Genomic DNA, 26,100 nt, shown 5'->3' with positions numbered 1-26,100 from the left:
CGAGGGGCGCCCCGATCCGCAGCAGGGCGGCCTTCCCAAGGGAAAGACCGCCCTGCTCCACGTCACTGGTCCGTGGGGTTAGCCTTCGGCCTGCGCCACAGTGACATCAACTGTCTGCGCTTCGCCGTTGCGCTGGAATTCGACCGGGACAGTATCCCCCTCGGCCTGCATCCGCACCGCAGCGGTCAGACCGCGCGGGTCGCTGATCGGCCGACCGGCAACACTGGTGATGATGTCACCCGGCTGCAGCCCGGCAGCCGCGGCGGGTGATCCTTCAGTCACCTCGCCCACTTCAGCCCCGACGGAGAAGGAAGTTTCCCCGTCGCTGTTCTCGGAGGCCGACGGTGACACCGCAACACCGAGGAAACCGTGCGATGCGCTGCCGTCGGCGATGATTTCCTGCGCGACCCGCTCCGCGTAGTTGATCGGGATGGAGAACCCAACACCGATGTTTCCGGTGCTTTCGGCCGATCCGGCCGAGGCGATCGCTACGTTGACGCCGATGATGCTGCCGTCGGCGTCAACCAGCGCACCACCTGAATTGCCCTGGTTGATGGCGGCGTCGGTCTGGATCACGTTGAGGTAAATGGAACCCTGCGGCTGGGCCTGCGGGGTTTCGGTGCCCTCCGGGGGCAGGAAGTTGAACCCATCGCCCTCCTCCTCGGCCGGGGCGTCGGAGAGTTCCTCGGGCACTGCCGACGACGCAACGCTGATCGTGCGGTTCAGGGTGGAGATGATGCCGTCCGTGACGGTGCCGCTGAGGCCCAGGGGTGCACCGATGGCGATCGCGACGTCGCCGACGTTCAACGCATCGGAGTCGGCGAGGGTGGCTGGCTGCAGATCGGGGGCGTCAACCTTGATCACGGCGAGGTCGGACAGCGGGTCGGTCCCGACGATCTCTGCGGGGAACACCCTGCCATCGCTGGTCCGGATCTCCACCGCTGCGTCACTCACCTGACCGCCGAGGGTCACCACGTGGGTATTGGTGAGGATGTGGCCTTCGTCATCGAGGACGATTCCCGAACCTGAGCCGCCCGACCCGGCTCCACTCACAGCGATCGTGACGACGCTGGGAGAAGCCTTCACTGCTGCGCCGGTGACTTCGTTGACACTCTCGGTGTCGTTGACCACCACGGACTGCGGTTGGCTCGTTGAGGCCGGTGTAACGCCCTGTTCCCCGACAAAATGGTCCACTCCAGCTACGACTCCGCCGCCCAACAGACCGGCCACCAGCATCCCGCTGACCAGGGTGGCTGTTCCCACGCGCTTCTTGTCCCGTTTCTCCGGGAGGGCCGCCGGCGGCAGTGCCGACCCGTAGAAACCGCCGCTTGAGTAGGAGCCGTCGTCGTAGGCTGGAGTGCCGCTGTGCACATCATCCGGACGAGAGGAATCCTGCCAACTGTGGGATGGGGGCGTCTGGGGGCGGGGTGGGATGTTCCGCTCGAACCCGTGCGTGTTGTCTTCAGTCATCGGAAAGCCTTTCGTCTCGATGCATCGAACTATGCCAAACCATTCTGAACCTTTAACGGATGTTCGCTGAATGAATACTGTGAGCCAACCGGACGTCGTGCTCTTCAGACATTCTCCCCGGGTGTGCCGCGCCCCGCAAAACATCAGTGGCCTGATCGAGGCGTTTCGCTAGGGGCAGATGCAAGTAGGTGGACTGCCCCACTAGTGCGCCCTAGACTTCAAAATGGGCGTGTGAACGTGTTGGCCGCATTGGCTGTCGACCGTTAATCCACGTCAACGGGAATTCCGGGGAAACTTCTGAAGGGTATTGAATGCGATCGAGCACCAGGCGCCTTGCAGCAGCAGTAGGCGTCAGCGCCACACTGCTGCTGCCCGTAACCACACTTCCTGGAGCGTATGCCGCACCTCCGGTGGATTTCGGTGCCGAGAACGTGATTGACGACGCCGGTGTCCTCGACGCGGCGGGCCTGGCCGAGGTTGAGGACGCCATAGCCCAACTTGAGGAGGACGAAGGTTACCGACTCCGCGTCGCCTACGTCGATACGTTCACCGATCCGACCGACCCGGATGAGTGGACCGCCGAAACCGCGACAGTGAGCGAACTCAACGATGCCGATGTTCTCCTGACGGTCGCGGTCGAGGATGGGCAGGCCCGGTTCTTTGCCAGCGAGTCCAGCCCCGTGCGTCCCGAGACAGAACCCCGTTTCAACTCGGATATCCTGCCCGAACTCAGAGACGGCGACTGGGCGGGAGCAGGTGTTGCCGCAGCGGGAGCCGTCAGCGATATTCTCTCCGGCGAGTCGGGTGGATCCGGGGGCGGCAGTGAGAACGAATCCGCCGGCGGCGGCAGTGGCTTCGGCGCGGTCATTCTGGTGGGTGCCCTCGTTGCGCTGGCCGGGATCGGCGGTTTCTTCTTCCTGCGGTCCCGCGGAAAGAAGTCACTCACCTCTGGACCAGCCGAGTCCAAGGACTTCGGTCCCGGCCGCGGGCCGGACGGCGAGGTCCTCGACCCGCTGGCAGCCTTCAGCGTGGAGGAGCTGCGCAAGAAGGCCGGCAGCCTCCTGATCGCCGCCGACGACGCCATCAAGTCCAGCGAGCAGGAAGTCGGTTTCGCCCAGGCCCAGTACGGCGACGCAGCCGTCCAGCCCTTCGTCGACGACATCGCTGCAGCGAAACGGCACATGAGCGAATCCTTCAAGCTCCAGCAGCAGCTCGATGACCACATCCCCGATACGGAGGAACAACAGCGCACCTGGCTGGGCGACATCATTCGCCGGTGCGAGTCAGTCAACGGGTCCCTGCAGGAGCACAAGGCAGATTTTGATGCCCTCCGCGAGCTGGAACGCAACGCGCCCGCCGCCTTGGCGGCGGCTCAGGCTTCAGCCAACGGGGTTAAGACCAGCGTGGCCGACGCGGAGCGGACGTTGGTGCAGCTGCAGCAAAAGTACGCCGATTCTGCTACCTCGCAGGTGCGGGACAACGTCGAGCAAGCCAACGAGCGGCTGAAATTCGTAGACAGCGCCGCCGAGTCGGCCCAACAGCACCTGAGCGCCGGGGATACCGGATCAGCGGTGATCGCTGTCCGCGCGGCGGAGGAAAGCGTCCACCAGACCACAGTCCTCCTCGATGCAATCAGCAAGCGGGCCGCTGAACTGGATGCGGCCAAGGAGGAACTGGACCGTTCAGTAGCCGACACCAGCCAGGATCTCGCCCAGGCCCAGGCGATGCTCGCCACTGGTCAGCACCAGGACCTCGCCGGCCCGGTCGCGTCGGCTGAAGCGGCTCTCACCACCGTCAGGACTGAATCGTCCGGTGGCAGGGTTGACCCTGTGGCGCTGCTGCAACGCACCGAAGCGGCACACGCCCAGCTCGATGCCGCCCTTGGCGGCGTCAGGAACCAGACTGAGCAGACGCAGCGCGCCCGCGAGGCCCTGCAGCACGCCATCATGGCTGCCCAGTCAAGGATTTCCGGCACGTCCGACTACATCCGCGCACGTCGCGGCGGTGTGGGCAGCGAAGCACGCACCCGCCTCGCCGAAGCAGAGCGAAACCTTGAGTACGCAGTGCAGATCCAGTCTGATGACCCGGTGGCGGCGTTGTCCCACGCCCAGCAGGCAACTGCTCTTGCCGAGCAGGCGGCACAGATTGCCCAGCAGGATGTTGACGGCTTCGGTGGCGGCATGGGCGGCTTTGGCGGCGGCGGCATGTTTGGTGGCCGGGGCAACCAGGGCGGCGGTATGGGCGGCGCACTGCTCGGCGGCATCCTCCTCGGCGGCATCCTCAATGGTGGCGGCGGTGGCGGCGGTCTCTTCGGAGGTGGCGGCGACGGCGGCGGCTTCGGCGGCGGCGGGGGCGACACGTTCGGCGGCGGCGGTTTCGGCGGCTTCGGCGGCGGGGGTGGCGGTTTCGGCGACTTCGGGGGCGGCGGCGGCGACTTCTAGACCACAGCACCACAGCACCACAGCACCACCAGCACCACCAGCACCACCAGCAACTTTCTCACCCGCCACGGGTGAGAGCAGACCAAGAGCATACGCGAATCGAAAGGCAACCCCATGGTAAAACAGTCAATTTTCGGACGTATCACCCAGCTGGCCAAGGCCAACATCAACTCCCTGCTGGATCAGGCAGAGGATCCACAGAAGATGCTGGACCAGATGGTCCGTGACTACACCAACAGCATCGCTGAGGCTGAGAGCGCTGTCGCACAGACCATCGGCAACCTGCGGATGCTGCAGGAGGACTACAAGGAAGATCAGGACAACGCCCGCAACTGGGGCAACAAGGCACTCGCCGCGTCCAAGAAGGCTGATGAGTACCGCAATGCCGGGGACACCGTCGACGCCGAGAAGTTCGACAACCTGGCCAAGGTCGCGATCCAGCGGCAGATGACTTCCGAGAACGAGGCCCGCGGCGCTGAGCCCACCATCGGCTCGCAGGAAGAAATCGTTGAGAAGCTGAAGACCGGTCTTAACCAGATGAAGGGCAAGCTGAACGAGCTCACCAGCAAGCGTGATGAGCTGATTGCGCGGTCCCGGACTGCCCAGGCCCAGCAGCAGGTCCACGACGCTGTGAAGAGCATCGACTTCATGGACCCGACCAGCGAGGTCGGTCGGTTTGAGGAAAAGATCCGCCGCGAGGAAGCACGGGTGCTGGGTCAGGCCGAACTGGCCAATTCCAGCCTCGACTCGCAGTTCGAAAGCCTTGAGGACCTGGGCGAACAGACCGAGGTCGAGGCACGACTGGCAGCCTTGAAGTCCGGTGGCTCCAGCGGCCGGACCCCGTCAGCTATCGGGCAGGGAAACGACACAGACGAGTACCAGCCGGGCCAGTAACAAACCCGCATCACAGGACCGCACGCCGGCGTCACCCCCTTCGGGTGGCGCCGGTTTTGTGTAGATTGGCCTCCATGGCACCCACACTTGTATGGCTCCGCGATGACCTACGGCTCAGCGATAACCCGGCACTTTCAGCAGCGCTCGACGCCGATACCAAAGACCTCATCATCTGCTTCGTTTTCGATGAGGCAAGCGACGGCATTCGCCCGCTGGGTGGCGCAACCCGGTGGTGGCTCCATCATTCACTGACCGCCCTGTCCGGCGCCGTCGAGAAGCTCGGCGGGCAACTCGTCCTGCGCTCTGGCCCAGCTGAGGATGTCATCCGGGGTCTTGTTGCGGAAACCGGGGCGGAGCGGGTGGTGTGGAACCGTAGGTACGCGCTCCCCGAACGGACCATCGACGCCTCGGTGAAATCCTGGTGCTCCGACACCGGGGTGGAGGCGACCAGCTATCAGGCCAACCTCCTGTTCGAACCCTGGCAGGTCACGACGGGTGCTGGCGGCCCCTACAAGGTGTTCACTCCCTTCTGGCGGGCTTGCCGGGACCAGCCGGAGCCGCGGGCACCCCTGCCCGCCCCTGAACGCCTGACGGGGCCCACACTGCCGTCGGAGGACCTCAGCTCGTGGAAGCTACTGCCGACCGCCCCCGACTGGTCCGGCGGGCTACAGGACCAGTGGACTCCCGGCGAGGCGGGTGCCTGGGAACGCCTTGACGGGTTCCTCGACGGATCAGTTACCGGGTACGCCGGAAACCGTGACCTGCCGGGGGTGGAGGGCACCAGCCGGCTGTCACCCCATCTGCGGTTCGGTGAAATCAGCCCGTTCCAGATCTGGCATGCATCGAAGTCGGCAACCAACGGGTCGGTCGCCAAGGACATTCAGGTCTTTGGTTCGGAGGTCGGCTGGCGGGAGTTCTGCTGGCAGCTGCTCTATCACAACCCCGATCTGGCCACAGAGAACTACCGCCGGGACTTTGATGGGTTCGCCTGGCAGACACCGACACCGGGCGAGCTGGGAGCCTGGCAGCACGGCCGCACCGGCTATCCCCTCGTCGATGCGGGGATGCGGCAGCTGTGGGACACCGGGTGGATGCACAACCGGGTGCGGATGGCGGCCGCCTCTTTCCTCATCAAGAATCTGATGGTGGACTGGCGCGTCGGGGAACAATGGTTCTGGGACACCCTGGTGGACGCTGACTCAGCCAGCAACCCAGCCAACTGGCAGTGGGTCGCCGGTTCGGGGGCCGACGCTTCACCCTATTTCAGAATCTTCAACCCGGTCACCCAAAGCAAAAAGTTCGACAAGGAGGGTAACTACCTCAAACGCTTCGTTCCCGAGCTGAGGGGCGCCGGTAACGTCCACGAACCGTGGAAGGACGCTGAGGCCCCGGACGGGTACCCCTCCCCAGTGGTCGACCTGGCAGAAACCCGTGAACGTGCGCTCTCCGCCTATCAGGATCTGCGCGACACCTCGGCCTAACACCCCCGGGGTGAGTCAACACTTATGACACGTTTCCGGTGCAAAACCCGTCATAAGTGTTGACTCACCCCATAGGTGTGGGCGGGTGCTGCACCGGGCACAAAAAAAGATCCTGACCAGTGAATCACTGATCAGGATCTTTCTCTCGTTGCGGGGACAGGATTTGAACCTGTGACCTCTGGGTTATGAGCCCAGCGAGCTACCGAACTGCTCCACCCCGCGGCGTAGACTCAACGTTACGGCCCCGGGGTGGATAGTGCAAATCGGCGGGAATCGGGCGGCTATTCGCTGCCCTATTCTCCGGCTGGCGCGGCCCCTGACTGCCGTTCCTCGGCGTCAAGAGCACGTGCCAGCGCATCGCCCAAGCGGTCCTGAGCCTCACCGTAGGCTGCGAAGTCGCCGTCGGCGAGGGCCTCCTGGCCATCAAGGATTGCCGTGTTAGCGTCCTCAAGGGCTGCCCTGAGGTCCGCTGCCGGATCGTCGGTGCCGCCGGTCGCTGGCTCGGTGGGCGCCTCAGTCGGCGCCTCGGTGGGCTCGCCCTCGGTGGGCTCCCCCTCGACGGGCGGCGCAGCGGGATCGACGGGGGTTTCCCCGACGTTGTCACTGTCACCGGTGACCGCTCCCGAGTCGCCTCCAAAGACCTGGTCAAGCGCCTCGGCCAGGGTCGGCGCGAAACCGACCTCCTCACCAAAGCTCACCAGCACGCGCCGGAGGACCGGGAAGGAAGAGTCGCCGGACGACTGCACGTAGACCGGCTGCACATAGGCGACGCCGCCGCCAATCGGCAGGGTCAGCAGGTTACCGCTGATCACCTCGGAGGCACCCTGCCGCAGGAGGTTAAGTTCCTGCGAAACGGTGGTGTCCGAGTTGAACAGGTTGGCTGCCTGGCCCGGTCCGACCGCCGAGTCCTGACCGGACGAGTCCAGCAGCCTCAGCGTGCCGTAGGTATCAGCCTTGACGCCAGCCTCGCCGGTACCGGCGTCGCCGTCGGCGGCAAGGAAGCCATAGAGAACGTTTCGCGCTTCCTGGCCCGCAGGGACGAACGGGATGAACGGAGTGGTCAGCGAGAAGCTGGCACCCTCCTGGTCGGGCATCTGCAGTGACAGGTAGTACGGAGGCTGCGGAACGCTGATGTCGTCGCCCTCGAGCGTCGGATCGTTGGGAACGCTCCAGGCCTCGTTGTTGCTGTAGAACGGCTCGGTCTCGGTGACGTGGTACCGGGCGAGCAGTTCACGCTGCACCTTGAAGAGATCTTCCGGGTAACGGACATGCGACATCAGGTCAGCTGACATCTCACTGAATGGCTGCAGCGACGTCGGGTAGATGTTCTGCCAGGCCTTGAGGATCGGGTCTTCCTCATCCCAGGCGTACAGGTCGACCGAACCGTCATAGGCGTCAACGGTTGCCTTGACGGCATTGCGGATGTAGTTGACCTGCTCCGCGGGAAGCGGTGTGGCAAGACCCTCGGCGGTCAGGGAATCCTGGGTTGCTGACGCCAGTTCCTGCTGCGTCGAGTAGGGGTAGTCGGAGGTGGTCGTGTAGCCGTCGATGATCCACTTGACCCGCCCGTCGACAATCGCCGGGTAGCTGTTCCCATCAAGGGTCAGGTACGGGGCAACCTTCTCCACCCGATCCACCGGATCCCGGTCATAGAAGATCTGGGATTCGCTGTTGACCTGATCCGACAGCAGGAGGTCAGTGGACTGGAACTTCAGCGCGTACACCAACCGGTTGAAGATGTTCCCGACGTCGGGGCCACCGCTGCCCTGGAACGTGCTGCGCGACTGCTGATCGGATTCTTCGCTCTGCGGACGGTCGATCTCGATGGAGTTGGCTCCCTCGGGGGCTCCCACCACCGAGTACAACGGTGACGATTCGCCGAAGTAGATCCGGGGTTCGTAGGTGCTCTCGTCACCGAGGGCGCCCGTGGACGGGATCCCTGACTGGATGAAGGACGGACGACCATCGGGTTCGGTCGAGGAGCCGGCGGCGGCGACGATGCCGTAACCGTGCGTGTACAGGACGTGCTCGTTGATCCAGCCTTCCGGCACACCGGCGGTGTTCAGCTCACGGACAGCGATCACCGTGTCCTCGATTTCCCCGTCGATCTCATACCGGTCGACGTTGAGGGTCTCAGGGAACTGGTAGTACTGACGGAACTGCTGCAACTGGCTAAACGCGTCGCTCACCAGGTTCGGGTCAAGCAACCTGATGTTGGCGGTGGTCTCGCCGTCCTCGTTGAGTGCGCCGGTCTCGGGAATGTCGGTGGGGTTGTAGGGGCTCACCTCAACCTCGTCCAGCCCGTAGGCAGCACGGGTTTGATCGATGTTCCGTTCAATGAACGGCTCCTCCCTGCTGAACTCGGAGGGTACCACCTGGAAACGCTGGATCACCCAGGGGTACACGCCGCCGGCGAGGATCGCCGTGATGATGAGCATGGCGGTGCCGATGATGGGGAGCCGCCAGCGCCCGATGACCGCTGAGACGATGAACAGAACAGCGACGATGATCGCTGCGGCGGCGAGGATCGCCTTGGTGGGGATGACCGCGTTGACATCGGTGTACAGTGCTCCATCCCAGCGTCCGCCAGTGCCGGTCAGGGTGGCATACCGGTCCAACCAGTAGTTCACACCCTGGAGCAGCAGGAACAGCGCCGCGAGGACAGCGATGTGGATGCGTGCTGCCTTGGAGGTGAAGAGTCCCTTTTCCTCCAGGCGGATGCCGCCGTAGAGGTAGTGGGTCAGTACTCCGGCGATTGCGCTGATGATGACCACGCTGATCAGGAATCCGATCAGGAAGGTCAGGAACGGCATCGTGAAGACGTAGAAGGCGATGTCGAGGCCAAATTCAGGGTCGGTCTCGCCGAATGGTTCCTGGTTGAAGAACAGCAGCACGGGCTGCCACTGGGAGGCCGCGGCGGTTCCGGCGAACGCTGCCAGCACCACGGGAATCCCCAGCATCAGCAGACGGCGGATCGGCTCCAGTTGGGCCTGGTAGCGGTTCAGGTTGTCCTGGACTGCACTGTCCGGCGCGTAGATAGGGCGGGAACGGTAGGCCAGCCGCAGGCTGAAGTACACGCTGATTCCCATGATGAGGAATGCTGCGGCGAACAAGCCGATGCGTGACACGTTTTCGGTGACGAAAACTTCGAGGAACCCGAGCTGGTTGTACCAGAGGACATCCGCGTAAACCTGTGAGACGTAAACGAAAGCGATGACCAGGACGGCCAGCACCACCAACGTCGGGATCAGCGGGCTACGTCTTTTGGCGCTGGTGGAATTGGTTTGGTTCGGCCTGCTGCCGAACGGCCGGTCTGGTCCGGAAGTCACATTTACCTCATCGTTGGATCCGTTGGATCACGGAAACCGTGGCACGCACCGCCCAAATCGGCAGCACGGCACGGCAATTCCATGCATTTCCATTCTGCCCTGAACACGTCTGGGCAGCCCAATTTCGTTCCAGTCCGAGCCCTCAGACGCCAGATCGACACCAAACTGTGTCCAAAATCGACCCAGCGGTCCGCCGGGGTGCACGCGGTGTGGCTGGCTTAGCCGGCGTCGCAGGTGGGGAGGGCGGAAGCATCGTCGCCCGCACCGATCGTCTGGACAGCTTTAACCGCATCGTCGAGAGTTTCTACCCGCACTACCTGGAGGCCGTCCGGGACGTGTCCCACTACTTCGCCGCAATTGGCTGCTGGGGCGAGGAACACTTCGGCCCCCGACTCCCGGGCGCCGGCTAGTTTCTGCCGGATCCCGCCGATGGGTCCCACCTGGCCCGCCGAGTCGATGGTTCCGGTCCCGGCGAAATGTTTTCCACCGGTCAGCTCGCCCTCAGTGAGCAGATCGATGATCCCGAGGGCAAACATGGACCCCGCCGATGGCCCTCCCACGTTGTTCAGGGCGATGGTGATGTCGAAGGGGAAGGTGAAGTTGGCGACCAGCCCCACCCCGAGCTGGAAATCCCCGCCCGGCGATTCCTTGGGGGTCACCGCTTCGGTCACCTCGCCGCCGTCGCGCACCAGCCCAATATCAACCGGGTCACCGTTTGCGGCATTCAGGGAACTCCTGAGGACGCCGATGTTGGTGACGTCGGTCCCGTCGACCGAGGTGATGACGTCCCCCTCTTCGAGAATTCCCGCCGCGGCGGCGTCGTCGACCAGCCCTGCGACCGAGAGTTCCTCCTCGAAGTCGATATCCAGGTGTGCCAGCGCGGCAGCAATCGCCGATTCCTGCGAGGAGGTCATGGCAACGGCATTTTGTTCCTGGATGTCTTCCTGCGTGACATCGGGCGGATACCGCAGCTCGCGTGGCACCACCGATTCGGTTGGATTGAGCCAGGCCCTGAACACCTCGAAAATGCCGAGCTGGGTCCCCGGCCCACCCGTGACGTACACCGTGGTGAGGTCAAGGTCGCCAGACGTGGGGAAGGTTTCCCTCCCCTCCACCTCGATGAGCGGCTGGGAGTCGATCTCGCCGATCGTATTGAAAGTGGGCCCCGGGGACTCGACCACGTAGGGAGCGGGCAGCAGGACCGCCGCGGCGCCCAGCAGCAGCGCCAGGAAACCGGACACCACCATCACAGTGAAGCGGGGATCCCGTTTCGTCTTGGTGGGCGGCGTCGAAAAGTCGGCGGGCGTGGGCTGGGTCAACTGGAAACCTTCTGTTGGTCAAACACTGCGCAGGTGCTGCTGGTGCGTGGCGATGCCATGTCGTCCGCCCGGCCACGCGCCCTTGAGCTTTTCCAGCGTACTTCCTGAGGGCCCCGGAGGCACCCATCCGGGCCGCCTTTGTCGCTTTGCCCTCAGCGAACGGTTCAGCGGGTCAAGGACATCCTCACTGGACGGCGGGTACCGTGGGAGAGCCAACATAAGTTGTGTGACGGCTGTCGGCGCAGCCCACGTAGTGCGACGACAGCAGCCCATCCCAGCAGCCAATTCCAGGACCGGTGGTAGCAGTGACCTCCAACCCGTCAGATCCGTCGAACGACGACGACACCCCCAAGGACCCCCTGTCCGAGATGCTGGCGCGCCTGATGGGTGGTGGCGCGCAGGGAATGGATCCCCAGGAGCTGGCCAAAGCTGCCGGCCTCCCGTCCGACCCGCAGGCGATGGCAATGATGATGCAGCAGGTCCAGGCGATGTTCGCTTCCCAGAGCGAGGGTCCGGTGAACTGGAAACTCGCGCATGAGCACGCCCGCCGGGTGGCCGCCGCCGACGGCGACCCCTCGGTGACCCCGCAGCAGCGACGAGACGTTGATGAGGCGTTGAGGCTTGCTGAACTGTGGCTCGACCCGGTCACTGACTTTCCGTCCAGCAATACACTGGGCCGCGCCTGGTCCCGTGCTGAGTGGGTCGAGGCGACGATGGACACCTGGAAACTGCTCACCGAACCTGTGGCGGTGAGCATTGCGAAGGCGCTCTCCGATGCCATCACCGAGCAGTTGCCCGAGGAAATGAAGACCATGATGGGCGGCGCGTCGTCGATGCTGCAGAATCTCGGTGGCGCCATGTTCGGCATGCAGCTGGGGCAGGCGGTGGGTGCCCTGTCGAAGGATGTGGTGAACTCCACCGACATCGGCCTGCCGCTGGCCGAAGGACAGATGGCACTGCTCCCCGCCAACGTGACGGCGTTCGGGGAAGGCCTGGACATCCCGGAGCAGGAGGTCAGGCTGTTCCTCGCCGTGCGGGAAGCAGCCCACACGCGGCTGTTCACTCAGGTGCCCTGGCTTGCGGGTCATCTGCTGGCTGCCGTCGACAGCTACGCGCGGGGCATCCACATCGATATGTCCAAGATTGAGGAGGTGGCGCGCGACATCGACCCCTCCAACCCTGAGTCCCTGCAGGCAGCGCTCTCCGAAGGCGTGTTCATGCCCGGCCGCACCCCCCAGCAGGACGCCGCGCTGATCCGGCTGGAAACAGCACTCGCCCTCGTCGAGGGATGGGTCGACGAACTGACCGCTGCTGCCACCGCCAACCTGCCGTCGTCGGCGGCGCTGAGGGAAATGGTCCGGCGGCGGCGGGCCACCGGCGGCCCCGCCGAACACGCGTTCGCGTCCCTGGTGGGACTGGAGCTGCGGCCGCGGCGCCTCCGCGACGCCGCCGCACTGTGGTCCCATCTGGAGGCCGAACGGGGCGTCGCGGGCCGCGACGCCGTGTGGGAACACCCCGATCTGCTGCCCACCGCCGAGGACCTCGACGATCCCCAGGGGTTCAGCAAGCGTCGCCAGCTCGCCGAGTCCTCGGAGTCCGAAGTTGATGAGGCGCTGCAGCGGTTGCTCGACGGTGGGTTCGATGAGGTTCCCGACGCCGATAAGCCACCCGCTCCCCCACTGCCGGAGGACGACCAGTCCGACGGCGACACCCCCACTGACGACACCGATCCAGGAAGCAGCAAACCCCATGGCTGAACCGAGCACGTCCCAGCCCACCACCCAGCTCGGCCGGACCGGGGTTGAAGTCAGCCGTCTCTGCCTGGGCACCATGATGTTCGGCGACTGGGGCAACAAGGATCACCAGGATTCCGTCAGGATCATCCGCCGCGCCATCGACGCGGGTATCAACTTCATCGACAGCGCCGACATCTACGCGTACGGCGAGTCGGAGGAGATCCTGGGCAAGGCGATCGCCGAACACGGCCGGCGTGAGGACCTGGTGATAGCGACCAAGTTCTTCAACGGGATGAAGCAGCAACCCAACTACCGTGGTGGATCCCGCCAGTGGATCATGCGGGCCGTTGAGGACTCGCTGCGTCGTCTGGGCACTGACTACCTCGACCTGTACCAGATGCACCGCCCGGATGAGCACACTGACATCGACGAAACACTCGGAGCCCTCGATGACCTGGTCCGCCAGGGCAAGGTGCGCTACATCGGGTCATCAACCTTCCAGCCCTCGCAGGTGGTGGAGGCGCAGTGGGCTGCCCGGCAGCACCATACGGCCCGCTTCGTCACCGAGCAGCCGCCGTACTCGCTGCTCGCGCGCGGAGTCGAGGCGGATCTGCTGCCCACCACCCACCGACATGCGATGGGCACACTGGTCTGGAGTCCGCTCGCCGGCGGATGGCTGAGCGGCAAATACCGGAAGGGTCAGGATCTCCCTCGTACACGGCGCGGGTCGGACAAGGAGCCTTTTGATCTGACTGACCCGGCAACCGCAGCCAAACTTGAGGCGGCTGACCAGCTGGGTGCGCTGGCCGACGACCTGGGGGTTCCCCTGGTCCACCTGGCACTGGCTTTCGTGCTCCGTCATCCAGGGGTCACCAGCGCCATCATCGGGCCGCGCACCATGGAGCAGCTTGAATCACAGCTCGACGCTGCTTCACTGGAGTTGGACACGGCAACCCTGGACCGGATCGACGAAATTGTTCCTCCCGGCACCAACGTTGACCCCAACGACGCTGGTTTCAGCAACTACTGGCTCAGCGCGGAGCGCCGCCGCCGCTAGCTGTCCTGTCTCAGTACAGCTAGCCGGCCCTCGTCCAGCTCAGCGGCCAGCCAGACCATGGTTGGCCGCAAAGGCCACCCCGGAGAGGAACGCTTTGGCCGTCCCGGTGTGCGGGTACGACTCCAACAGCTGCCAGAAGGCCCGGTTGTGTGATGGCTCGATCAGGTGCGCCATCTCGTGCAGGATGACGTAGTCCACCACCCAGTCGGGCATGCCCTGAAGCTTGTGCGACAGCCGGATGGTCTTGCGCGATGGTGTGGCCGACGCCCAGCGGGAGTTCTGGTTGGTGACCCAGCCGATGCGCATCGGCTGGCCGCGTCCACCCAGATACTCCCGGGACAGGACGGCAGCCCGCTGCAGGAGCCCGTTTTCCGGTGCGGCGTCTCCCGGACCGTTCCCGGAGCGGGCGGGCTGCTGGTATTTCGATTGGAGTTTGGTCACCATCCGGTGGACCCAGTCCCGCTCCTGGGCTGCGGTGAAGTGGGCCGGAATGGAAACGACGACGACGCCGTCGCGCAGGTCAGCGCTAACGGTCCGACGACGTCTTGCGGAACGCCTGACCTCAACTGGCGGGTTGGCGCCGAGCAGCGTGGGGGTATTGGGTGCCTGGTCCCTCCCGGTGGGCTCGATCATTGCGGGGTTCCCTTCAGCTATTCACTGTCAGCGATGATCGCCAGGACTGATTCGCCGTACTTCTCAAGCTTCGACGGACCGATGCCCGCCAGACCGCCCAGTTTCTCGATGCTGGTGGGACGCGCCTCGGCGATCGCAACCAGGGTGGCGTCGGTGAACACGACGAACGCCGGGACGTCATTCTCGCGGGCCTGCTCCAACCGCCACGCCCGTAACGCCTCGAAGGTAGCTTCCTGATACGTCGCCGGGCAGTCGGTGCAGCGCCCGATCTTGCGTTCAGACCCGGAACCCAATACCTTCCCGCAGACCCGGCAGGTAGACGGCGCCGACACTTTACGGCTTGGCCTGGCCCTCGGGGTTCTGAACGCCTGGTCGCCGTCGGCCGCCGGGCGCAGACCGTCGAGGAAGCGGGTCGGCTTGCGGCTGGCCCGTCCCCCGGGGGTGCGCGCCGTGGACCACGACAGCGCCAGATGCTCCCGCGCCCGGGTGATGCCGACATAGAGGAGCCGGCGTTCCTCATCCACTGCCTCAGGGGTATCGGCGAACGAGATGGGCATCAGGCCTTCGCTGAGCCCCACGAGGAATACTGCATCCCACTCGAGCCCCTTGGCTGCGTGGAGTGAGGCAAGAGTGACGCCCTGCACCGTCGGCGCGTGCTGGGCTGTGGCCCGTTCCTCCAGTTCTGCCACGAAGTCCTGCAGGGTGAACCCGTCGGCTGCGCGGGAAGCGCTCAACTCATCGGCCAGCGCCACCAAAGCGGCGAGGGACTCCCACTTTTCCCGCACGGCACCTGAACTGGCGGGTGCTACCGACGTGTACCCGAGACTTGCCAGAATGTCCCGCACCAGCTGGGGGACATCGTCGGATCCGGCGGTCCGCGCCCCGGCGCGCAGTTGGAGCAGGGCATCCCTCACCTCTCGCCGGGTGAAGAACCGTTCACCGCCGCGGAGCTGGTACCCGATTCCCGCAGTGGCCAGGGCCTGCTCATAGGCCGCCGACTGCCCGTTGGTGCGGTAGAGGATGGCGATCTCGCTGGCCAGTACCCCGTTGTCCAGTAACTGGGTGATCCGTCGTGCCGCCTCAGCCGCCTCGGCTTCATCATCGCTGCACTCAGTGAATGACGGTTCCGGGCCGGTGGGGCGCTGCGCAATCAGTTCCAGCGGGGTGGACCAGCTGGTCGAGCCAGGGTGACGGCCGGTCTCCGCGGTCCGGGCGGCGAGCAGGTTATTGGCGAGCCGGACCACCTGCGGCGTTGACCGGTAGTCCCGGACCAGGCGGACCACCTGGGCGCCCTCGTAGCGCCCGGTGAAGTCCAGCAGATGCCGGGACGTGGCCCCGGTAAACGAATAGATGGTCTGGCTGGCATCACCCACGACGCACAGCTCGTTCCGATCCCCCAGCCACAGGTCCAGCAACCGCTGCTGCAGCGGTGACACATCCTGATACTCATCGACCACGAAGTGGCGGTACTGGGCCCGCACCGTCGCAGCGACTTTTTCGTCTTCCTGCAGGATCCCCACGGTGATCAGCAGGACGTCCTCGAAGTCGATGACGTTGCGGTCAAGCTTCAAATCCTCGTAGCCGGCGAAGATGCGGGCCACTGTGGTGAGATCCATTCCGGCTGGTTCGACCCGGCCCGCCGCGGCAGCCGTGTACCCCTCGGGGGTCAGCATCGACACCTTGGCCCATTCAATCTCGGCGGCGACATCCCTGATGGCCGCCCGGTCAGTCGACAGGCGCAGCCGCCGGGAAGCCTCAGCGATGAGCTGGGCTTTGTGATCCACAAGAGCCGGCAGTGGCCCGCCCACGGCTTGCGGCCAGAAGTACTGCAACTGGCGTAGCGCTGCCGCGTGGAAGGTGCGCGCCTGCACACCCTGCGCCGACAGGTCACGAAGCCGGGTGCGCATCTCGGCGGCGGCGCGGGCAGTGAACGTCACGGCAAGCACCTGCTGTGGTTTGTACACACCCGTATGCACACCGTAGGCGATCCGATGAGTGATGGCCCTGGTTTTGCCGGTTCCGGCGCCGGCCAGCACGCACAAAGGCCCGGACAGGGTTGAGGCGACGGTGCGCTGTTCATCGTCGAGGCCTGCCAGGATCCTCTCTTCGAGAGTAGTTTCCATGCCTAGGCCCGGCCCTCCGCGGGAGCCTTATCGAGTGGTCCGCCGTACCAGTGCTCAATCAGGGCCCTGGACACCGAAGCCCCCGTAGGGACCGTTATGTCGCCGTCCCGCACCGCGACCGCGAGCTCAGCCCGGGTGAACCACCTGACGTCCATGATTTCCACGCCGTCGGGCACCTGGTTGGTGTTCACCGCTGTGGCGATGAACCCGAGCATCAGGGACGCCGGGAAAGGCCACGGCTGCGATCCGAGGTACTGCGGTGAGTGGACGACGATTCCCGATTCCTCGGCGACCTCACGGATGACCGCTGCTTCCAGCGACTCGCCGGGTTCAACGAAACCGGCGAGGGTGGAGAACCGGCCCTCGGGCCACGCGGCAGCGGATCCCAGAAGGAGCCGGTCGTCGTCGTCGACCACAGCGACGATGATGGCGGGGTCGGTCCTGGGGTAGTGGTCGGATCCGTCGGCCGGGCATCTGCGCACCCAACCCCCCTCCACCACCTCGGTCAGTGTGCCGCAGCGGGGGCAATGCGTGTGCTTGTCGTGCCAGTTGGCGACGGCCGCGGCCTGGACGAAAATGCCGGCGTCCCGGCCCGACAGAGCTGTCGCCGCGTCGCGGAGCCCCAGCCAGACCCCCTCCGGGTAGCTGGCCGTGTCGACCGTCTCCAGGATGGCAAGGAAAATGTGACTCCCGGCGGGAACGCCGCCATGGTCAGGATCGTCGGCGAGCGTCTGCCCCAGGTAGATGGGTGCTGCAGGGCGATCGACCGTAGCCGCCTCCACCAGCAGCAGGGACCCGTCGATGACCGGTGACCGCCCGTGGGCGATGAACATCACATGGGTGGCGGGTGCCTCCCACAGCTCATCCAGAAGCTCTGGGTTGGAGCGCAGGGCTCCTCCCCGGTCCAGCGCCACCCGCGCCATGGGCAGCGATCCGAACGACTGAAGGGCGGGGATCCGGAGGGTTTCACTCATGGTTCTACGGTACGTTCTCCCTCCCCCAAAACACATTTCAGTACCCGGCGTTCGAGGGGCATGCGGGCAGCTTCTGACGACTCGCCGACCGGCAACAGCCCATTCCGGGAAGGACAGCCCTACCGTTGAGGATGTGAAACGGACTCCCATGGAACTCGCCGCGATTGCCAGCGCCGCCGTACCCGGGCTTACCCCTACGGGGGTGGCGGGCGTCCCTGATGATGCCGCTGACTTTGAATCGGCGCTCCTGGTCGATGATTCGGGGAAGCAGTGGCGCGTGCGGTCCCCCCGGCACCCCGACGCGTCGATGAGGCTTGAGACCGAGCTGCAGGCCCTGAAGGCGTTCACTCCGGCGATCAGGGCGGAATTGCCCTTCCTCGTGCCCCACATCGCCGGGACGCTCCGACAGGGCGAACTGTGTACTTTTGTGTACGCCCACCTTGAAGGTTCCCCCCGTGAACTGGATGACCTCGCCTCCGGCGGCGGCCGGCTGGCAACAGAACTGGGCAGGATGCTTGCCGCCATCCATGAATTACCACCACTTTTGGTCCACAACGCCGACCTGCCGAGCTATGAAGCAAACGAGTTCAGGCAGCGCAAACTGAACGAACTGGACCAGGCGGCCATTACAGGCCGGATCCCTGCGCACCTCCTGCGGCGATGGGAGCATGCGCTCGAGGATGTCACCCTCTGGCGGTTCCATCCGACGGTGGTCCACGGAGACCTCCACGAAGACAACCTGCTGGTTGCGGCTGGACGGGTCACCGCCGTGACTGGCTGGACCGACCTGCGCGTGGGTGACCCTGCCGACGACTTCGCCTGGCTGCTGGCCGCCTCCAGCCCGCGGTTTGCCGAGGACGTGCACCAGGCCTATGTTCAGGCGCGCACGGACGCCGCAGACCCGCACCTCATGCGCCGCGCAGCCCTGGCCGCCGAATTCGCCCTGGCACAGTGGCTGGTGCGGGGGGTGGCACTGGGCAACGCCGAAATGATCGCCGAAGCCGAGGACATGATGACGTCCCTGGACCGGGATCTCCAGACCGAGGAAGCAGCCCTGGCCGAGTACCGGGCCGCCCACGCCGATGCTGACGACGACGCGCACCACGCCGACCGGGGCCCAGCACCCGCGGAATCCGAAGAGTCGGCCGTCGAATCCGAAGAGTCTGCGGAATCCGCTGAGTTCGTCACTCACAGCGTCGACGAAAGCGCCGACGACGGTGATGTGAGCACAGACGACCACGGTGATGTAAGCGTTGACGACGGCGCTCCTGCTGACAACGCCGTCGATCAACCAGCGGATCAGGGGACGAAGGCCGGGGACGGCAGGACGTCCGGAGCTTCGTCGCAGCGGTTCTCGGTGTCACCGGTTCCCGACGACGATACCGAGACCTCCTCGCTGCCCATCATCAAGTCCAGCTGACCATTGGCTGGCCAGTTGGTTCGATCAGCTGTCCCGATCAGTCCCTCGCTGAAGCGGTCGCCCTTCTGATGATCTCCTCCAGTCCGGCTTCGGTAGCCAGATTGTGCGGCCGGATCACTGTGTCGGTGCTGGCGTAGTAGAACGCGGCCTGTACTGAGTCCAGTGGAACGTCCTTCAGCCGGGCCCAGGCCAGCCGGTAGACGGCCAGCTGAACAGACCGCACAGCGAGCTTGTCGCGCGACGGCGGGGTACCGGTTTTCCAGTCGACCAGTTCCCACCTGCCGTCGCCATCTGTGAAGACGGCATCGATGCGCCCGCGGACCACCAGTGGGCCCACCCTCGTTTCGATGGGTACCTCCAACTCCACTGGAACACGGTGAGCCCAGACCGACCCCTTGAACGTCTCAATCATGCTCTCGAGATCAAGGGCTTCGTCGATATGGGAGTCTGCCCCCGGGCTTTCGCCCAGATCAAGCATCCCGCTGGTGCCGTAGTATTCCTCGATCCACGAGTGGAAGGCGGTGCCACGACGTGCCGCCATGCCGGGGCGCCGCGGCACCGGCCGGCGGAGCTGGCGGGCCACGCCGTCGGGATCGTCGGAGAGCTCAACGAGGAGGGATGCCGAGATGTGGGCAGGAAGCTCCACCTCCGGGTTCCCAGCGCGCCGGGCATGCCGTGCCAGCGCGAGCCGGGTTTCCTCATCCCACCGTCCGCCCTGGGCGGCTGCCGCATCGGGTTGCGGGGCGTCGGGCCCGGTGTCGACATTCGCCGCTGCGGTGAGGACTGCTGCCGCGGCCGCCTCGATACCCGGACGGCGGGCGTGCAACGGGTCAACCGGCCAGGCAGCGCGGGCCTCGACGGCGTTGGCCGGGTTGGTGTCCCCCTCGTGCTCCTCCGGTAGCCACTGCAGGACGGTGTAGCCCGGTTGGTGCTGCTCAGCGAGCGTCCTCAGCTCGGTCAGGTAGGTTGACGCCCGTGTCGGCTTTGTTCGCCCACCGCCCCAGGCCGATGATGTGCACACCAGTACATGTTTGGCCCGGGTGAACGCGACGTAGGCAAGACGGCGCTCCTCCCGCTCAGCGTGATAGCGGGCCTCCGAGGTAAAGGTCTTCTCGCTGGCAATCCAGGAAACCTGATCCGGCTGCTCCCAGTCCCATTGGGGAAGCTCGCCGGCATCTCCGCGCAGGTTCCAGGGGATCGCCGAGTCGCCGCTGCTCCACCGGGAGTCGGACCCGCTGGGGAAGGCTCCTTCGTTGAGTCCGGGGACCGCGACAATGTCCCACTCCAGCCCTTTCGCCGCATGCACGGTCAGGAGCTGGACAGCGTCGCGGTTGGTTTCCAGCGCGGTCACCGGGAGCCCGTCCTCTTCGGCGTCAGCTGCCTCGAGCCACGCCAGGAACGCTGCAAGGTCCACCCGCTCGGCTGTGGAACTGAACCCGGCTACGGCATCCACAAACGCGTCAAGGTTCCGCCTCGCCTCATGGATGCCCACCTTTGGTTTGGCCGCCACCTCAATGTCAAGCAGGATCCTGCGCTCCACCTCGTTGATCAGCGTGGTGAGGTCATCGCCGACGAAATCCCTGAGCACCCGCAGCTCATCCCGGAGCCTCGTCAACCGGGTCCGCCCTTCATCGCTCAGGCCACGGCCGCTCCTGGACACCCAGTCCCCCGGCGGCAGCTGGTCGACTGCCTCGACCAGGCTGCCCGACTCTACCGTGTCAGGCAGGATCGCAGCCGGCGCCGCCGGTGCGGCCGGATCGGTCTCCGACGCGTGGCCTGGGGATGACGCTGACCCGGAATCCGGCCACGCTTCCCGCCCCGGTCCGGTCCCGCCGCCGGATGCCAGCCACGCCCTGCGTTGGGCCAGGTGCCGCGACCAGTCACCCAGCGCCATGATGTCCGCCGGGCCGATCCGCCACCGGGCGCCCGCGAGCAGCCGCAACAGGGAATCGGACCGGTCAGGGTCGCCGAGCACTCTCAGGACAGCAAGCAGTTCGACAATTTCGGGGGTTCTGAGCAGGCCGCCGAGACCCACGATCTGCACTGGGATGCCCCGCTGCTCAAGTTCCCTGCGGATGGGTTCAAACTGTCGCCTCCCGCGGCACAGCACTGCCACAGTCGGTTTGAGCCGCCTGCCGTCCGCGCCACGCTCGAAACCCCGCCGCCGATGCTGCTCCACCTGATCCGCCAGGATCGCTGCCTCACCCGGAACGGTGACGCCGTCTCTACTGACAGTCGATTCACTGAGGAAACGTCCAAGGTAGACCTCGCCGACCCCGGCCCGGGGTTTGGGTTCGAGCGGTGGAACGATCAGTTCGGTGGTCCGGAGCCAGCCCGGCGGCCGATTGAGCTCCCCTGCAACGATGTTGGCTGCGGCGAGGATGCTGGTGCCGTTCCGCCAGGCAATCGACAGGTTGGCGACCGGCGAGGGTCGCAGGCCTTCCGCGAGGGTGAGAGGGAACGTGGTGCGGAAAGTGCCAAGCTGCCCGGCTGATGCTCCCCGGAACCCGTAAATCGATTGGTGCGGGTCCCCCACCGCGGTGACTGCCCGGCCATCGCCGAAGAGTTTGGAGAACAGCACCATCTGGGCGAAAGAGGTGTCCTGGAATTCGTCGAGGAGGACCACCCTGTACTTCCTTCGCTCCAGTTCCACCGCTTCGGGGACATCGCTGACAATTCGTGCTGCGAGCGCAACAAGATCACCGAAGTCGAGCTGCCGGCGCGCGTGTTTGGCGTCGGCATAGTGTTCCACCAGTTCCGTGACGGTGACGCGGGTCCGTAGTTTGTCCAACAGCTTGGCCACGGCCTGCGTTGGGCGACGCGATGTCCCGGCAGCGTACTCCAGGTCGCTGACCGCTGACAGGTGCTCCCTGAGGACCGCCCGAACTTCTGCCGGGGTCACCAGGTGTTCAGCACACTCCCCCGCCATCGTCAGGACGGCCTTCACCAGGGTGGACTTCGCCGCACTGAAATGCTCCCACTCGCCTTCGTAGGCCTCAACGACCGTGCTGGAAAGCTGCCACGCCTGTGCGGCCCCCAGCAGCACCGAATCCCGTTCGACGCCGATCCGCAGCCCGTAGTCCTGCACAATGGCGTTCGCGTAGGAGTGATAGGTGGATATGCTCGGGTCCAGCCGGTCCCCGGCCTCCGCCCCGTGTCCAGCGGCCGCCAGGGCCGGGTACAGGCCGGCGAGCTGCTGCCGGATCCGGCTGGAGAGTTCCCCGGCGGCCTTCCTGGTGAAGGTCACCCCCAGAATCTGCTCCGGCCGGACCAACGCGTTGGCCACCAGCCAGACCACCCGGTCGGCCATGGTTTTGGTCTTTCCCGACCCCGCACCCGCAATCACGAGAAGCGGCTCCAGCGGAGCCTCAATGATGGTGATCTGGTCCGCGGTGGGGTATTGGACCGGGGTCGACGGGTCGCTGTGCAGAAGTTCGGCGAGTTCGCGCGCGGAGAACCGCGGAGCCGGCGAGCCATCTATCGGTAGGGCCTCTGCGGTACCGGATGCTGACGTGGTGGTCATTCGGTCACCTGCCGGCCCTCTGGGCATAACGGACAAATCTCTGGAAGCCGACACCCCGACCCGCCATGCCCGGAGCGCTTCGGATCATGGACTGTGTCGAACTGTGCTGCTGACATCAGACGGGCCGCCTCCTCAATCATGTCCCGCGCCCACCGGTCGTCGGTGGCCAGGGGTGGTTGCTGCTGGACTCCTGCTTCCTTCCGGGTGGTTCCGAGCTGCACCAGCGCTGCTCCACCCGATCCCGCGGGCTGCCCATCGGTCAGCGCCCCCTCGGCCACCGCCACCTGGTAGGACGCCAGTTGCGGATGCTGATCAAGGTCTGCCAGGGATGGCGAGGATCTTCCGGTTTTGAGGTCGACAATGACCAGCCGGCCTTCGCCGTCAATTTCCAGTCGATCGATTTGCCCGCGGAGCCGTGCCACCCGCGGGCCGTCAGACGTCGACACGTCAAGGTCCACCTCGAAATCAACCTCGGTGCCGACCAGCGACCGTCCCTCCTGCCGCATGGAAATCACGTACCCTGCCAGTTTTCGGACCATCAGCTCGGCACGCTGGAAATCAATCAGACCTTCCCAATTCTCCTTCATCCCCAACGAGGGCCAGCGCCGTTGCAGCTCCTCCACATACTGGCTTCCCGTGGCGTCGGGAAAGTCCTGGGCAATGCCATGCACGAGCGTCCCCAGGGAGCGGGCAAAGTCCGTCGTGGGTTCACCACCCACCGCTGACACAAACCAGTTCAGCGGTGACTTCAGGACCGCATCAACCTTCGACGGTGATACCGGAATGGGCTCCTCCAGAGGCACCACTGCCTCGCTGGAGGAGAGCTCCTGAAGGCCCCACCAGCCCTGTGGGTGAGCGCCCGGCACCTCGGGCGTGTGATTGGCCATGGTGCCGAGGTGCCGGGTCGCCTCGCGGGACAGTTCGGGGAACGTGGCTGCCTGCTGGGCGTATTTCCTGAGCTCAGCCACCAACGCCCGGAGTGTCAGGGGCCGCTGCACCTCGGTCCGGACGCGTTCCAGCTGACCCGGCGGCAAGGGGTCCACCAGATCGAGGAAGGGTGATGGCTGAGCCTCATCCGATGCGACGGCGCAGCAAATGAGTTCCTCGCCCGCCCGTGACACTGCGACCGAGAAACTCCTCAGTTCATCGAAGCGGATGTCCTGCATCAGGATCAGCGGGTCACGATGGCGACGGAAGTCTGCACCGTGGTCCATGAGGGCGGTGAGCTCGCTTGACCCCAGGAGCTCCCCACGGAGACGCAGGTTGGGCCAGATCCCTTCCTGGATCCCCGCCACAATGACCACCGGCCATTGGCGGCCGGAGGCACTGGCCGGGGTCATCAGGGCCACCGACTCCTGGTGCTGGGCCCGAGGCGCCAGGGTATCCATGGGCAGTTCCTGACTGGTCAGGTATTCCAGGAACCGGGCGGGCGGTGCCCCCGGGACCTGGTCGACAAACCTCTCCGCAGTCTGGAACAGGGCGACCACCGCATCAAGATCCCGGTCGGCCCGCACCGACGAAGCGCCCCCGGCGACGGCCGAGTCGGCCCATTTGGCCGACCACCCAGACGCCTCCCAAAGCGCCCACAACACCGTCTCGGGGTTGGCCCCTGGTGCGGTCACTGCCACTGCTCCTGCCGAGATCATCCGGGCTATCCGGCGTGCCGCGCTGCCGCCCTGCATTCCCGTCCCGGTCAGGGACGGGTCGGTGAGAGCCTCCACCAACAGTTCGTCGCTGGTGCGCCCGCGCCCGGCGGCCAGTTCAGTCTGCCGGAGGCTCTGCCGCAGACGGCGGAGCTCCAGCGTTCCCGCGCCCCCCATCCTCGACGACAGCAGCGACACGGCCAGCCCGGCGTCCAGGGTGACCTGGCCCAGGACGACGCCGAACAGGTCGAGCAGCGGCTTCACGGCCGGTTCATCACGGATGGCACGTTCGGCCACCGGAACATTGACGGCGATGCCCTGTCCCGTCAGGTAGCGCTGCAACTCAGCCACCTGGGCGCCGGTCCGAACGATCACCGCGACATCGGCAAGGCTGCGCCCGCCGAAAAGCTGCGCTTCGAGGATCCGCTGGGCCACGTAGCGCAACTCGTGGAATGACGAGTCCACCAGGTGCGCTGTGACGACGCCCGCCGGCGGGGCGGGATCCGGGTTGTGCTCCGGCGGCTCAAGGGCCCGGTAGACGGGGGCTAGCCCCACCACAGAAATCCGCGCTGCCACGTTCTGCCAGGCATCGGCCAGGGGACCGGATAGGCGGTAGGACGTGGTGAGGGCGACGGTCAGCAACTCCGTGGTGACCGCGAGCTCCCGCTCCAGCCTGCCCGTGAGCTCCGGCCGGGCGCCCCGGAACCCGTGAACCACGGTGTCCGGGCAGGACGCCACCAGGACGTCCCGGTCCCTGCCCAACAGGGTCAGTAGCGCGTGGACTGCCGCATTGGATTCCTGATAGTCATCCACCAGGATCAGCTGCAGACGGGACCGCTCCTGAGCCAGAAACTCTTCATCGAACTCCAGGAGGTGCCGCGCGGCGGTCAGGACCCCGGCAGGGTCGAAGGCCTCGGGCATCCGCAGATCCAGCACATCGCGGTACTCCTGGTATAGCTGTGCTCCAGCGGTCCAGTCAGGACGGTCGAAGCGCCTCCCCAGCTCAGCCAGCTCGGTGGGGTGCATTCCGTACTCGCTGACCCGGTCGAAAAGCTCCCGCACTTCCTGACGGAAACCGCGGGTTCCCAGGGCAAGCCCCAACCCCTCGGGCCAACCAAGCGGCGTAGCGCCGGGCCGGTGATGCCCGTCCAGGAGTTCCTTGATGATCAGGTCCTGTTCCGCGCCGGAGAGCAGACGGGGACTGCGGACCAGCTCGGGCATCCGCCCCTCGATCCGTGCCCTGCGGATCAGGTCGAACGCATAGGACGCCCAGGTCCGTGCCGGCGCTGCGCTGAGGCTTCGGTTCAGCCGGGTGGTCAGGGCGTCGCGGAGCCGGGCCGCGCCAAGCCGTGATGGCGCCAGTACCAGGACATTTGACGGGTCGAGGCCTTCGTGGTTGATGCGCCGCACCGCCGCCTCAATCAACACAGTGGACTTCCCGGTTCCGGGGCCGCCCAGGATCAGGACCGGTCCGCTGCCCGCCCCCAGCTCCACCACGGTCCGCTGCCCAGGGCTGAGCTTCGGTGCGGAGGGAACGGGCCGCCCGCCCTCAGGTTCAGCTGCAGTGACCAAGCGTGGTTTCAGACTCATGCCTCAAGACCATCATGGGGCTCTGACATTGTGCCCGGGAGCCACGAAACCCCGGCCAGCCGCGAACGAATCCCGTCGAGGGCCACCCGTTGCGCCGCCGTAGGATTCCAGCGCGCCGCACCCATATCGATCGTGTACCCGTCTTCCGGAAAGGTGCCATTCGGGGTGTGACCGGTGGTCCGCCGGGGTGTTTCCTCAGCATCGTAGAAGGGGGCTGCCCGGACGCTGAGACCCGCCGGTGGCAGTCCGCTGGCGCGCACCACCCGCCACCAGGGTGTTCTGTCGCCGGCGAGGGACATGGCCGCCCCAACCTGGCGCGGCCCCGACCATTCGAGGATTTCGGCAATGTCCCCGTAGGACAGGACCAGACCGCTGGGGATCAGCCCCGCCACCTCATAAACCGCCTCGGCGAAATCTTCCCGCATGAATTCCAGCCTAGCCGGACCGACCTCCCGCGAAATGTCGGA

Annotated in this window: 15 protein-coding genes and 1 tRNA gene; 6 read left to right on the top strand and 10 right to left on the bottom strand. The window is 65.6% G+C overall.

Annotated features, from left to right (window positions below; all coding sequences use genetic code 11):
• Positions 1-78: 78 nt before the first annotated feature.
• A complete protein-coding gene (locus IWX62_RS05445) occupies positions 79-1,470 on the bottom strand; it encodes a S1C family serine protease (protein WP_196840352.1) in 1,392 nt (463 codons plus the stop codon).
• 311 nt (positions 1,471-1,781) lie between these two features.
• Here IWX62_RS05445 and IWX62_RS05440 point away from each other — a divergent pair, with 311 nt between their 5' ends.
• The 3 genes from IWX62_RS05440 (at position 1,782) to IWX62_RS05430 (ending at position 6,286) form a co-directional block, all read left to right on the top strand.
• On the top strand, positions 1,782-3,911 hold the full coding sequence (locus IWX62_RS05440) for a TPM domain-containing protein (protein ID WP_196840351.1): 2,130 nt from the start codon (positions 1,782-1,784) through the stop codon (positions 3,909-3,911).
• 114 nt (positions 3,912-4,025) lie between these two features.
• Positions 4,026-4,805, top strand: a complete 780-nt coding sequence (locus IWX62_RS05435; RefSeq protein ID WP_196840350.1) for a PspA/IM30 family protein — start codon at positions 4,026-4,028, stop codon at positions 4,803-4,805.
• 74 nt (positions 4,806-4,879) lie between these two features.
• Entirely contained in the window at positions 4,880-6,286 is a 1,407-nt protein-coding gene (locus IWX62_RS05430; protein WP_196840349.1) for a cryptochrome/photolyase family protein, read from the top strand.
• Positions 6,287-6,434: 148 nt separating this feature from the next.
• Here the strand turns inward: IWX62_RS05430 and IWX62_RS05425 are convergent.
• The 3 genes from IWX62_RS05425 to IWX62_RS05415 all read right to left on the bottom strand — a co-directional run bounded on the left by IWX62_RS05425 (position 6,435) and on the right by IWX62_RS05415 (position 10,934).
• Positions 6,435-6,508 (bottom strand) — tRNA-Met (locus IWX62_RS05425).
• Between the two features lie 71 nt (positions 6,509-6,579).
• Complete coding sequence (locus tag IWX62_RS05420; protein ID WP_442859239.1) at positions 6,580-9,615, bottom strand: UPF0182 family membrane protein; 3,036 nt, start codon at positions 9,613-9,615, stop codon at positions 6,580-6,582.
• Positions 9,616-9,833: 218 nt separating this feature from the next.
• Positions 9,834-10,934, bottom strand: a complete 1,101-nt coding sequence (locus IWX62_RS05415) for a YlbL family protein (RefSeq protein WP_196840348.1) — start codon at positions 10,932-10,934, stop codon at positions 9,834-9,836.
• Between the two features lie 305 nt (positions 10,935-11,239).
• Between IWX62_RS05415 and IWX62_RS05410 the strand changes: the two genes are divergently transcribed.
• Both IWX62_RS05410 and IWX62_RS05405 read left to right on the top strand, forming a co-directional pair.
• On the top strand, positions 11,240-12,691 hold the full coding sequence (locus IWX62_RS05410; protein WP_196840439.1) for a zinc-dependent metalloprotease: 1,452 nt from the start codon (positions 11,240-11,242) through the stop codon (positions 12,689-12,691).
• Positions 12,684-13,727 (top strand): aldo/keto reductase, encoded by a 1,044-nt coding sequence (locus IWX62_RS05405; protein WP_196840347.1) that lies wholly within the window; start codon positions 12,684-12,686, stop codon positions 13,725-13,727. Before IWX62_RS05410 ends, IWX62_RS05405 begins: the two co-directional genes overlap by 8 nt.
• A 39-nt stretch (positions 13,728-13,766) precedes the next feature.
• Here IWX62_RS05405 and IWX62_RS05400 read toward each other — a convergent pair whose 3' ends face one another.
• From IWX62_RS05400 to nudC, 3 genes are read right to left on the bottom strand one after another with little or no spacing between them, the layout of a single operon-like run.
• Positions 13,767-14,360, bottom strand: coding sequence for a M48 metallopeptidase family protein (locus IWX62_RS05400; protein ID WP_196840346.1), 594 nt, complete (start codon positions 14,358-14,360; stop codon positions 13,767-13,769).
• Positions 14,361-14,377: 17 nt separating this feature from the next.
• Complete coding sequence (locus IWX62_RS05395) at positions 14,378-16,483, bottom strand: ATP-dependent DNA helicase UvrD2 (RefSeq protein ID WP_196840345.1); 2,106 nt, start codon at positions 16,481-16,483, stop codon at positions 14,378-14,380.
• A gap of 2 nt (positions 16,484-16,485) precedes the next feature.
• Entirely contained in the window at positions 16,486-17,457 is a 972-nt protein-coding gene (gene nudC / locus IWX62_RS05390; protein WP_196840344.1) for an NAD(+) diphosphatase, read from the bottom strand.
• 133 nt (positions 17,458-17,590) lie between these two features.
• Between nudC and IWX62_RS05385 the strand changes: the two genes are divergently transcribed.
• The gene (locus IWX62_RS05385) at positions 17,591-18,877 is read left to right on the top strand and encodes a macrolide 2'-phosphotransferase (RefSeq protein WP_196840343.1); all 1,287 of its coding nucleotides are present in this window, start codon (positions 17,591-17,593) and stop codon (positions 18,875-18,877) included.
• A gap of 37 nt (positions 18,878-18,914) precedes the next feature.
• Here IWX62_RS05385 and IWX62_RS05380 read toward each other — a convergent pair whose 3' ends face one another.
• The 3 genes from IWX62_RS05380 to IWX62_RS05370 are packed head-to-tail and all read right to left on the bottom strand — an operon-like array spanning position 18,915 to position 26,058.
• Positions 18,915-22,400, bottom strand: coding sequence for an ATP-dependent helicase (locus tag IWX62_RS05380; RefSeq protein WP_196840342.1), 3,486 nt, complete (start codon positions 22,398-22,400; stop codon positions 18,915-18,917).
• Positions 22,397-25,633, bottom strand: a complete 3,237-nt coding sequence (locus IWX62_RS05375) for an ATP-dependent helicase (protein WP_196840341.1) — start codon at positions 25,631-25,633, stop codon at positions 22,397-22,399. Before IWX62_RS05375 ends, IWX62_RS05380 begins: the two co-directional genes overlap by 4 nt.
• Entirely contained in the window at positions 25,630-26,058 is a 429-nt protein-coding gene (locus IWX62_RS05370) for an MGMT family protein (protein WP_196840340.1), read from the bottom strand. The genes IWX62_RS05375 and IWX62_RS05370 overlap by 4 nt, the downstream gene beginning before the upstream one ends.
• Positions 26,059-26,100 lie beyond the last annotated feature (42 nt).

Origin of the sequence: Arthrobacter sp. CAN_A1 (assembly GCF_015751665.1) — a bacterium.
GTDB lineage: Bacteria > Actinomycetota > Actinomycetes > Actinomycetales > Micrococcaceae > Arthrobacter_D.
The sequence above is the reverse complement of the archived record's forward strand: the minus strand, read 5'-3'. Positions and strand labels throughout refer to the sequence as shown.